At 71.3% G+C, this 10,581-nt stretch carries 8 protein-coding genes and 2 pseudogenes; 2 read left to right on the top strand and 8 right to left on the bottom strand.

Translation table 11 applies throughout. The features are described from left to right. Window positions 1-105: 105 nt before the first annotated feature. Both EDD92_RS40545 and EDD92_RS40540 read right to left on the bottom strand, forming a co-directional pair. Window positions 106-1,686 (bottom strand): ABC transporter substrate-binding protein, encoded by a 1,581-nt coding sequence (locus tag EDD92_RS40545; RefSeq protein ID WP_123968892.1) that lies wholly within the window; start codon window positions 1,684-1,686, stop codon window positions 106-108. A gap of 262 nt (window positions 1,687-1,948) precedes the next feature. Next, window positions 1,949-2,632, bottom strand: coding sequence for a TetR/AcrR family transcriptional regulator (locus tag EDD92_RS40540; protein ID WP_260327119.1), 684 nt, complete (start codon window positions 2,630-2,632; stop codon window positions 1,949-1,951). A gap of 535 nt (window positions 2,633-3,167) precedes the next feature. Between EDD92_RS40540 and EDD92_RS40535 the strand changes: the two are divergent. Continuing rightward, window positions 3,168-3,765: pseudogene (locus EDD92_RS40535) on the top strand (M20/M25/M40 family metallo-hydrolase); the annotation flags it as partial. A gap of 20 nt (window positions 3,766-3,785) precedes the next feature. On the opposite strand, the gene EDD92_RS40530 reads toward EDD92_RS40535, so the two are convergent. The 3 genes from EDD92_RS40530 to EDD92_RS40520 form a co-directional block, all read right to left on the bottom strand. Beyond that, window positions 3,786-4,766 carry an NADPH:quinone reductase gene (locus EDD92_RS40530; protein ID WP_123968891.1) on the bottom strand — a complete coding sequence of 327 codons (981 nt, stop codon included), beginning with the start codon at window positions 4,764-4,766 and terminating at the stop codon, window positions 3,786-3,788. Window positions 4,767-4,768: 2 nt separating this feature from the next. Next, window positions 4,769-5,344: a PadR family transcriptional regulator gene (locus EDD92_RS40525; protein ID WP_123968890.1), complete on the bottom strand. Its 576-nt coding sequence runs from the start codon at window positions 5,342-5,344 to the stop codon at window positions 4,769-4,771. Window positions 5,345-5,475: 131 nt separating this feature from the next. Further along, entirely contained in the window at window positions 5,476-6,252 is a 777-nt protein-coding gene (locus tag EDD92_RS40520) for an SDR family NAD(P)-dependent oxidoreductase (RefSeq protein WP_123968889.1), read from the bottom strand. A gap of 134 nt (window positions 6,253-6,386) precedes the next feature. Here EDD92_RS40520 and EDD92_RS40515 point away from each other — a divergent pair, with 134 nt between their 5' ends. Then, window positions 6,387-7,286 carry a LysR family transcriptional regulator gene (locus EDD92_RS40515; RefSeq protein WP_123968888.1) on the top strand — a complete coding sequence of 300 codons (900 nt, stop codon included), beginning with the start codon at window positions 6,387-6,389 and terminating at the stop codon, window positions 7,284-7,286. A 7-nt stretch (window positions 7,287-7,293) separates the two neighbouring features. Here EDD92_RS40515 and EDD92_RS40510 read toward each other — a convergent pair. From EDD92_RS40510 to EDD92_RS40500, 3 genes and pseudogenes are all read right to left on the bottom strand, one after another. Then, a pseudogene (locus tag EDD92_RS40510) lies at window positions 7,294-7,548 on the bottom strand (aldo/keto reductase); the annotation flags it as partial. 177 nt (window positions 7,549-7,725) lie between these two features. Continuing rightward, on the bottom strand, window positions 7,726-9,294 hold the full coding sequence (locus tag EDD92_RS40505; RefSeq protein ID WP_123968886.1) for an alpha/beta hydrolase: 1,569 nt from the start codon (window positions 9,292-9,294) through the stop codon (window positions 7,726-7,728). Further along, window positions 9,291-10,511, bottom strand: coding sequence for a serine hydrolase (locus EDD92_RS40500; RefSeq protein WP_185124279.1), 1,221 nt, complete (start codon window positions 10,509-10,511; stop codon window positions 9,291-9,293). Before EDD92_RS40500 ends, EDD92_RS40505 begins: the two co-directional genes overlap by 4 nt. Window positions 10,512-10,581 lie beyond the last annotated feature (70 nt).

Here is a 10,581-nt window from a genome sequence, read left to right as displayed (position 1 = left end):
AAGGGTCGTCTCGGGTGCGGGGCGCCGGAACCGCGCGGGGAATCTCCGTGCCGGACCGTCGGGCCCGGCCGCGCGGGTCTCCGCCGCGTGCGCGCGGCCTACCGGTCAGCCGGTGATGCGCAGGATGGGGTCGTCGAGCGAGCCGCCGAGCATTCGTGCGCTGAATCCCTTGCGCAGCGCGTAGATGAACGGGTCGTTGACCAGTGGCACCGCGTCCACCTGCGAGATCAGGGCCTTGGCGGCCTTCTGGTAGGCGGCGCAGCGGGCCTTGTCGGTCGTCGCCTCGGCGCCCTGGGCGAAGGCCTTGTTCAGCACGGGGTTCTTCACCGCGCCGAGGTTGCCGCCGCCTTCGGGGACGGTCGGGCCGACGAAGTGGGCGAGCGGGCCCGCGAGGCTGCCGAGGAAGTTGAGGTCGGCGAAGACCGTGAGGTCCCAGGCATCGGGCTTGCCGAACACGGTCCCGACCCAGGCCCCGACGTCGACGTTGGCGAGGGTGACGTCCGCGCCCGCGGCCCGCAGCGCCTCCTGGATGTACTGGTTTCCGGCGCCGGCGGGCCCGACGACCTGGGGGCCGACGAGGCGGATCTTCTTGCCCTTGAGCACGGAGGCCGCCGCGGCTTTGTCCGTCGGTACGAGGAAGGAGGTGCCGGGGTCGTTGCAGGGGATGCCCTTCTGCACGAACATCGTCGACGGCTCACCCGTGTCCTTCGAGACGACCTTGGTGAAGGCGGCGCGGTCGACGGCCTGGGCGACCGCCCGGCGGGTGGCGGCGTCCGCGAAGACCGTGCCGGGACGTTCGTTGAAGAGCAGGTAGAAGTCGGAGAACCGGCTGATGCTCACGCTGTTGCCGCCCACGCCGTCGAAGCGCGGGATGCCGGAGGCGTCGATCTTGCCGATGTCGAGCTGGCCGCTGGTCACGAGGTTGCCGGTCGCCGTCGGGTCGGGCGAGACCAGGTACTCCAGCGTCGTGGCGACCTTGCCGGGGATCTTCGTGCGCCAGGCCGGCCATGCCTTGTACTCGGGGCGAAGCCGGTAGGAGTACGAGACACCGGACTGGGACTTCTCAAGAAGGTACGGGCCGGACTGGGAGCCCTTGGCCTTACCGGCGGCAAGGGCCTTGAGGTCCTTGAGTCCGGCCGGGCAGACGATGCCCGTGCTCGCGACCGACAGACCGGTGACCATGTCGCCCCACGGCCTGGCGAGCGTGACCTTCACCGTCCGCGCCGCGTCGTCGGCGGTCACTTTCACCTTGTTGCCGGGGCCGAAGACCGTGGGGAGATCGGGCGCCGCCGTCTTCGGGTCGATGTAGCGGTCGAGGGACGCCTTGACGACCGTCGGCGTGATCGGCGTCCCGTCGGCGCAGGTCGCGTCGGCGCGCAGAGTGAACGTGGCCGAGGTCGGCGTGTTCGTCCACTTGCCGGCGAGCCCGCCGACGAGCCCGCCGTCGTCCTTGCGCACGAGGGTGTCGTAACTGTCCCGGGCGAGCTGGTAGTCCGGCAGGGACAGAGCCTTGGCCGGGTCGAAGCCGGCCGGCACGTCGATCGTCGTGCGGATCTTCGTCGCCGTGGCGGCGTCGCCGCCGCGGGGGTCTCCGGCCGTCGATCCCGTGGTGGTACAGCCGGCGAGTACGGCCGTCAGGGCGACGGCAGCGGTCACAGGGACCGCGCTGGTACGGGTCTGGCGCATGAGTGCTCCTGGAGAGGGATGTCGCGCTCTGCGGAGGTCTCAGGAACCGGCGGGACGAGCGCGAGCAGTTCGGGGGTGGAGGCGGTGCGCGCGGCGCTCGGTGGACGCCGCCTGGCAGCGAGCCGTGGAGCACTTGGTGGAGAGGATGCCGCCAAGTGAACGACGTAGTCAATAGCGTTAACTATCTTTGCGCGCGCCAGTCCTGCCGCCGATTTCGGCCGCGAGAACGCCGCTGGGCGGTGGCCGCGAGGACTGACGCGTGTCAGTCGCGCGGAAGCGTCGCCGCCTCCGCCTCGAGGGCCACGAGGAGGATGTCCATCTGCCGGTGGAAGACGTCGGTCATGTCGATGCTGCGCAGGTGCTCCTTCGCCGCCTCGGCGTAGGGGTACGCGTCAGGATCCGCCGGCTGGTATTCCTGCACCCAGTTCACCTCGGCGCCGAACTGCTGGTTGACGAGCCGCCAGGCGTTGTTGCTCGCCATGGCGAGGATGAAGTTCGAGAACGCCTGGTAGTGCAGGACGGCCGCACGGCCGCGCCAGCCGCCGCGGTGGAACGCTTCCAGGACGGCGTCTACGGCGCGCAACTCGTGCACGCCCCGGGTGACTCTCCCCATGCAGAGCGCGGCGGCCGCCGGGTGGTCCAGCGCGGTGTTCCAGGCACGGATCGCCAGGTCCCGCAGCGACTCGGTCCACGACTCGTGCGGCTCGTACCCCTCGAGAGAGATCCTGTCGAGCTCGTCCGCGACGGCGACCATGAGGTGGTCGCGACTCGCGAAGTGCCGGTAGACCGCGGTCGCGGAGGAGGACAGCTCCTTGCCGAGTCGCTGGAAGGTCAGCGCGTCCGGCCCGTCCTCGTCGAGGATCCGCAGCGCGGTCGCCACGATGAGCCTCTGGGAAAGGGTTCCCCGCTGGAGCCGCTTCGTCGACCGGCCTCCGGCAACTGCCACGCGAACGCCTCCCTCGGACGGACGGCAAGCACACGCTGCCGCAGCCTGCGCCTCCTTACCGGCGACGAGGAAACCAGCCTAAGCGACTGGTGGTCAGCGGATCGTCCTGGGCCCGGTCAACCGGGGGCCATGACCCCCGTTGACCGGGCGCAGGAAACACGCACTCCGGACCGAACAACAACAGCTCGGACCCCACCCGCTCCGACACCGTCAGGCGACAACAGGCTCGGTCGATTACGTACGGACCGCCGTCTCCCGGCTGGTCCCTGAGCACGGTGAGGACGTCCCGTCCCTGGATCGACCACTCCTTCGTCTCCGTAACCAGCATCGCCTCGATGGCCTCCCCGGTGACCAGTGCCTGGGCGAAGTCCGGTCGCAGGGTTTCGACTTCGAGGGTGTATCGAGCGCCCCGGCCGCCCGTGCCGCGCAGCGCACCCATGGCCCACGAGAGCCGAGGGGGAAATGTGTCGCTGCGACCAGAAGTCCGAACGGAGCGGGACCGGTGAGCCGGGGGCCCGCGCTCTCATTGCCGGCGATGCTGGCCGAACCGGAGAAACTCGTGCTCTGCGAGTCCTACTCAGCCGACCACGCGGCGGTGGCGCGCAGCACCGAGGTGGTCGGCGCCCTCGGGACGATGCTGCTGGGGACCGAGCCGGAGACCATCGCGATCGACGGAGTGACCCATCTGCGGTGGATCTTCGGCACCCCACGGGTCCTCCTGGTGGGACACCACGACACGGTCTGGGCCATGGGCTCGCTCCACAACCACCCCTGGTCGGTGACGGACGGGATCGCCCGCGGCCCCGGGGTCCTGGACATGAAGGCGGGCCTGGTGCAGATGCTCCACGCGCCGGCCTCTCTGTCCTCCCCGGACGGGGTGTGCGTACTGGTCACCGGGGACGAGGAGATCGGCTCCGCGCCCCCCCCGAGAGCTGATCGAGGAAGCCGCGCGGGCGGGCAGGGCCGCTTTCGTACTGGAGGCGTCCGCAGACGAGCAGGGTGCGCTCAAGACCGCCCGCAAGGGGACTTCGCGGTACGAGGTCGTGGTGCACGGCCGGGCAGCACACGCGGGCCTGGAACCGCAGAAAGGAGTCGACGCGGCGGTCGAGGCCGCTCATCAGGTGCTGTCCATCGAGGTCCTGCCGGAGTTCCTCTACTGAGGGATGTCGAGCAGGACCCGGCCGCGACCTCCGGCGTCGATGCGGTCGTGGGCCTTGGCGATGTCGGCGAGTGGGAAGCGGGCGCCGACATCGACGGTGAGGGCGCCGACGGCGGCCGCGGCGGTGAGGTCGCGGGCGGCCTGTCGTCTGGCCTCGGCGGGGAAGTCGTCGCTGCCGAGCAGGCGCAGGGTGACGTTGTTGAACAGCAACGTCCAGAACGGGATCTCGGTACGGTCGTCGCGGGTGGCGTACGCGGCGATGACGGCGCCGTTGGCGGCGACGGCGTCGTCCAGGTCGGCGTTGTCGGACAGGGCGACCTCGATGATCCGGTCCACGCCGCCGGGTGCGTGGGCGCGGATCGCGGCTGCAGGGTCGCCGCAGTCCAGGGCGACAGGGTGGGAGACGACCACGGGATCGATCCGGTCCAGATCGGCGGAGTGCCGCACGGTGCCGATGACGGTGGCCCCACCCCAGTGGGCGAGCTGGGCGGCCAGCGAGCCGACGCCGCCCAGGACGCCGTTGACCAGGACGAGTCTGCCGTCGACGGGGCCGTCGGCGAAGACGGTGCGGTGTGCGGTGATGCCGGGGATGCCCAGGCTCGCGCCGAGGTCGTCGGAGAGGTGGTCGGGCAGCGGGACGGCGAGGTCGCCGGGGACGACGGTGTACTGGGCGGCGGTACCGAAGGGGCGGTAGGACTGGGCGCCGTACACCCACACGCGCTGCCCGACGCGGCGCACGTCGACGCCGTCGCCGACGGCGTCGATGGTGCCGGCGGCGTCGCTGTGCGGGATCACCCGCGGACAGGGCATGGCCGAGCCGGTCCAGCCGCGTCGCTTCTTGGTGTCGCCGGGATTGGCGCCGGAGACGGTGACGCGGACACGTACCTCACCGGGGCCGGGGGTGGGGTCGGGCAGCTCACCGAGCTGGAGCACCTCGGCGGCCGGGCCCTGCTTGTCGTACCAGGACGCCAGCATGTTCAGTCCTTCCGGTCACGGGTGTGGGGCTGTGGGCGGGACTGCTCGTCCGCCGCTCGGGTGCCGTCGCCGTCCAGGACCTCGTGGAGCCAGGCGCGTTCGGCGCGGCTGGTGGCACGGGCGGTGAGCAGCATGCCGCGCCGGTACGGGTCGCCGGCCTGCTCGGCGCGAAGCGGCGTGTCGCCGTCGTAGAAGAAGCTGGCCGGTGCCTCCAGGAAGTCCAGGCGGCGGCGCAGCACGGCGTGCTGCTCGGCCCGGTCGGGCAGCAGCGAGAGGAACGCCAGGATCACGAACCAGCGGGAGAAGTCGGTGATCTCGTGCTCGGCCGGTTCCCGCAGCCGCCGCAGCATGTCCTCGCGTCCTGCCGTCGTCAGGTTCAGCACGTACCGGCCACCCCCGGCCTCGGGGGCCGGGCGCCGTTCGATCAGCCCGGCCTTCGTCAGCCGGTTGATCGCCGGGTAGAGGGTGCCGTCGCTGACCGGACGGCTGTAGCCGGTCAGGTGCGTGATGCGGCGGCGCAGCTCGTGACCGGGCAGAGGGCCTTCGGCGAGGAAACCGAGGATCGCGAGTTCGAGCATGACCCCAGAGTCTCACATCGAAACGATGTGTGCATCGTTTCGATGTCACGGTGGATGTCGAGGCCCGCCCGTACCGCCGGCAAGGCCAGGGGTGGACGAGTAGCCGTGGACACGGCACCCCATCACCCCGGTCAGCCGAGGTTCTTGGGGCCCAGATACGTGCCACCGCTGGCGTCGATGGTGTTCGCGGTGACGAAGCCGCTGTCAGGGGAGGCGAGGAAGGCGACGACCCCCGCGATGTCGGCCGGGACACCCACGCGTTCGATCGCCTGGCTGTCGGTGACCATCTGCTGCGCCTGCGGATGGCTGAACAGCCAGGCGGTGCGGTCGGTGTGGACGGTGCCGGGTTCGACCGTGTTGATGGTGATCCCGCGCGGGCCGACCTCGTTGGCGAGGTTGCGGCCCAGCGTGGCCAGGGCCGCCTTGGACATCGAGTACGCCAGCTCGCCCGGGACCGAGATGCGGGTCACGCCGGAGCCGATGTTGATGATCCGGCCGCCCTCGCCCATCAGTTGGAGCGCGCGCCGGATGAGGAAGTACGGCGCCCTGACGTTCACCGCGAACAGGCGGTCGAAGGCTTCGGGTGTCTCACCGTCGCCGCCTTCGTCGACGGCCGCGTTGTTCACCAGGATGTCGAGTCGGTCGGTTCCCGTACGTTCCTGAAGCCCCGTCACGACCGCCTCGACGAGGGTGTCCGCGTCGCCGGGCACGCCGAGTTCGGCCCGCACCGCGAACGCCTGCCCACCCGCGGCCTCGATCGCGGCCACGGTCTCCTTCGCAGCGCCCTCGTCCCGTCCGTAGTGCACGGCCACCAGGGCGCCGTCGGCGGCCAGGCGCTGGGCGATGCCCCGCCCGATGCCCCGCGACGCGCCGGTGACCAGCGCGGCCTTGCCCGTGAGTGCTGCCATCGGTCCCACTCCCCTCGGATTGCCTCCGCGGTGTCGCGGCGCAGCCTCAGAATCCGCCGTCCGGCCTATGGCCATCAACGGCCGTCTCGGTACCGTTTCGTTAACCGAGCGGTTCACAATCCGGGGGCGGACGCGTGGAGTTGCGAGACATCGAGATCTTCCTGGCCCTGGCCGAGGAGCTGCACTTCGGGCGCACCGCCGAGCGGCTGCACGTCACCCCGGCCCGGGTCAGCCAGTCCGTGAAGAAGCAGGAACGGCGCATCGGCGCCCCGCTGTTCGAGCGGACCACCCGCACGGTGCGGCTGACGCCGCTCGGCGAGCAGCTCCACCGCGACCTGGCCTCCGGCTACCAGCAGATCATGGAGGGGATCCACAGTGCGACCACCGCCGCGGGCGGGGTGTGTGGCACGCTTTCGCTGGGCGTCATGGGCTCCGAGACGCTGATGATCGGCCATGTCCTCGATGCGTTCCGGGCCCGCTACCCCGCCGTCGAGCTGCGCTACCGCGAGATCCAACCCACCACTCCCTTCGATGAGTTGCGAGCCGGAGAGGTGGACGCGGCGCTGGTCTGGCTGCCGGTCGACGAGGCCGATCTGACCGTCGGCCCCGTCACCCACATCTCCCCCGTGGTCCTGATGGTCAGCACCGGACATCCGCTCGCCGCCCGCTCCTCGGTCTGCCTGGAGGACCTGGGCGACTGCACCGTCCTGGCCTCGCCCTCACTCCCGTCCGGCATGGAGGAGGCCTTCCATCCCCGGCGCACACCGTCGGGGCGTCCCATCCGGCGTGGGCCCACCGCGTCGAGCTGGCACGAGCAGATGTCCCTCGTCGCCGGTGGGAACACGGTCTGCGCGGTGGTGGCCGAGGCCGCCAGCTTCTACCCCTGGCCCACCATCGCGTATCTGCCCATCCGTGACGCGCCGCACTGCCACTGGGCCCTGGTCTGGCGCACCACCGGCCACACGCCCGTCATCCGCGCCCTGGCCCGCACGGCCGCCGACGCGACGCCGCAGCCACCCGCCCCGACGGGCTGAGCGGACGTCACCCCTGCCAGTCGGTCTCGACCGTCATCAGCCGTGTCGTCTTCGCCGGATCCCGATCGATCAGCCCGTCGAGCACCTCGTCCACCGCGCGCAACACGTCCTCACCGAGCCGGGCTCCGGACGCCTGCGCATTCTGTGTGCTCTGCTCGGGCCGTGCCGCCCCGATGACCGCCGCACTCGCCCCCGGCCTGCTGAGCACCCAGGCGATGGCCAGCTGCGCCATGCCAGGACCCGCCCGGTCCGCGACCGTCCTCCGGCGCGGGCACGCGAGCCCTCAGGGGCTCCTGTCCTGGTCGGCACTTCCCGGTCAGCACACCCTGCGCCAGCGGCTGGAAGGCGAGTCGGCCGAGCCCTTCCTTGCGGCACAGCGGCAAAGCGGCCGGCACCCATGAGCACCCGGGATGCGGCGTACGCAGGTACAGCCCGGCGCTCACAGGGGGCGCGCCCCGCAAGTGATGTCCGTGGCCGGGAGGCGGCCGGTGGCGAGGTAGGTATTGACCGTGGCGTCGACGCACGGGGTGCCGTAGACGCCGTACACCGCGTGCTGGTCGGCGCCGCGCAGGGTGACCAGACGGGAGGAGGGCCACGTCCGGCGCACCGCTGTGGCGCCGTCGTAGGTGGTGCGCGGGTCTCCGGTGGCGTTGACGAGCAGGGCTGGGAGGTCGTCCCTGATCGTGGTCGGGCGCTCGCGGGGCGGGTCCCAGAAGGCGCAGGGGTTGAGGTTGTTCGTGACAGGGCCGAACAACGCGTCCCGCACGCGTGCTTGCTGGATGTCGCGCCAGTAGACCTCCGGATCCCGCGGGGCGGCCATGTCACCGCAGAGGATCGCCATCTGGACGCTTCCGTAGGGGGAGTCGGCCCCGGTCAGCTCGAACTCGAGAACCTCGGCGAGCCACGGGGACGGGATGACCCGCTGCCCGTCCGCCGCGCGCAGCATGTCCCGTACCCCCTGCGCAAAGTCCCCGTAAGCGGCGTCGTTGTCCTGCGAGAGGCCGTTGAAGACGATGAGGGGCACCATGTGCTCGTCCACCCGGTGGACGCCGAGCCGCAACGGTGTGCGGGCGGCGACGGACTGGACGCGATCCACGACCTCCAGCACCGCCCCACGGGTACGACCCAGGCCGTAGGTCGCGTCACGGGCGGCGGCCCACGAGGCCCAGCCCTCCAGTGCGTGGCGGTTGGCCTTCTCGGTGCCCCGCAGCAGCCGGGGACCGTACCGGCCCGGGTCTATGACACCGTCCAGGACGACACGGTCGGTGCGGCCGGGGAACATCGTGGTGTACACCTCGCCCAGGTAACTGCCGTACGAGTACCCCAGATAGGAAATCCGCCGTTCAGCGAGCGCGGCGCGGATGACGTCCAGGTCGCGGGCGGTGTTCCGGGTGGTGACGTACGGCAGCACGTCACCTGCGCGCTGCCGGCAGCGCTGGGCGAGTTCCTCGGAGAACGCCGCCATGCGCTCGAACCCGACGCGGCCGACGCCCGCGCTCCGGAACGCGGAGCCGGTCGGCCAGTGGCAGTCCAGCGGGGTGCTGCGGCCGACGAAGCGGGGATCCACGCCCACCACGTCGTAGCGCGCGCCGACCTCCTTCATCGCCTTGCGCACCCACGGCGGGTCACCGAGCGTCTGCCCGCCGGGGCCACCGCCGTTCAGCAGCAGCGGGCCGACGCGGTGGGCTGTGTCGGTGGCGCGGATCCGGGAGATCGCGACGGTGATCGTACGGCCGTCGGGGGCGCTGTAGTCCAACGGCACGGTCACGTCGGCACATTGGGCGCCCGCCTGCTCCAGCTCCTTGCCGGTCGCGTCGTTCGGGCCGAGCACGCAGCTCTTCCAGTCGAGGCGCTGGTGGTGGTAGCGGGCGAGGGGGTCGGAGGCCGCCTGGGCCGGGAGTACGGCGGCGGGAAGCGCAGTGAGGGCGAGAGCGGTGGCGGCCAGGCCCAGGGCGGCCTTTCTCGCCGTTCCCGAAGCGCACGGCAGCGAGCGGGCTAAGCGGATCACTGATGTTCCCCTTCTGTTGGTTCTGTTCCTTCGGAAGGCCGCTCTTCACAGAAGGCGGTCTGGACCGTGTCGAGGAAGTCCTGTTCGGCCTGGAGCGTGGCCGGTACCTCGTTGAGTGCGACGGCGACGCTCCGCCCGCCGGGGCCCACGGCGGTCAGCGCCCGGTGGCCTCCCGGTACGGTCCCTGCATGGCCCCACCACAGGCCGCCGCAGCGCAGCGGGGAGGCGATCAGGCCGAGCCCGTAACGGGCGCCGGGCCACAGCCGGTCGGGGTCCGCGGCCACCGTCCGCCGCATGTCGGCCAGTTGGTCCGCGGGCAGCAGACGGCTGCCGAGAAGCGCGGTGATGAACCGGGTGAGGTCGGCGGGTGTGGAGACCAGGGCGCCGCCGACCCCGCCGAAGGTCGTGTTCCAGGCAGTGCCGTCGGCGAGGCGGCCGTCCTCGGCGGTGAAGTAGCTGCGCGAGTGCGGTCCGTGGATGCGCGTGTCGTCCCCGGGCCAGTACGTGTCGTGCAACCCGAGGGGACGGATCACGCGGCGGGTGATCTCCGCCTCCGGAGAGTGGCCGGTGACCTCGCGGATGATCAGGCCCGCGAGGAGGTAGTTGGTGGTGGCGTAGTGCCATTCGCCGTGCGGGCGCGGCAGGCCGAGGGCGCGAGCGACGAGCTCGCGCGGCTCGAAGTGGCGGTACCGGATGCGTTCGGGGTGCTCCCATTCGGGGGCGTCGAGGTAGTCGGGCAACCCGCTGGTGTGTTGCAGAAGCTGCCGTACCGTGATCCGGCGGCCGTCGTAGCCGTTCTGCCGGATCAGACCGGGCAGGTAGCGGTCGACGGGAGCATCGAGCGCGATCCGGTGCTCGGCGGCGAGCTGGAGCACGACCGTCGCGGTGAACGTCTTGGTGACGCTGCCGGCGCGTAATCGGTCGGTGGCGTTCATGAGGCGGCCCGTGCTCAGGTCGGCCGTCCCCGCGGTCTCGGTCCAACTCCCGCAGGATGCGCCCGCGGTGTCGGTGATCAGTACCGCGGCACCGGTGATCCGGTCGCGATGGGTGAGCGTGCGCAGTGCCTGACGCAGTTCGCCGTGCGGTCCGCAGACGGCGTGCTGCCGGGCAGCGGGCTGCTGTGCGGCAGCCGGAGCGACGGGCACGACGACGGCCGCCAACAGGGCCGCCACGCCTGCGCGTCTGCCCAGCGTCGAGATGATCAGGGAGGATGCCATGCGCCACAACGCTAGGCACGCGCCGCGAAGGGGTCACTCGGGCTGGCAGCCGATTCGCGGGTGGGGGCAG

The sequence above is a fragment of the Streptomyces sp. TLI_185 genome (assembly GCF_003814765.1).
GTDB lineage: Bacteria > Actinomycetota > Actinomycetes > Streptomycetales > Streptomycetaceae > Streptomyces.
The sequence above is the reverse complement of the archived record's forward strand: the minus strand, read 5'-3'. Positions and strand labels throughout refer to the sequence as shown.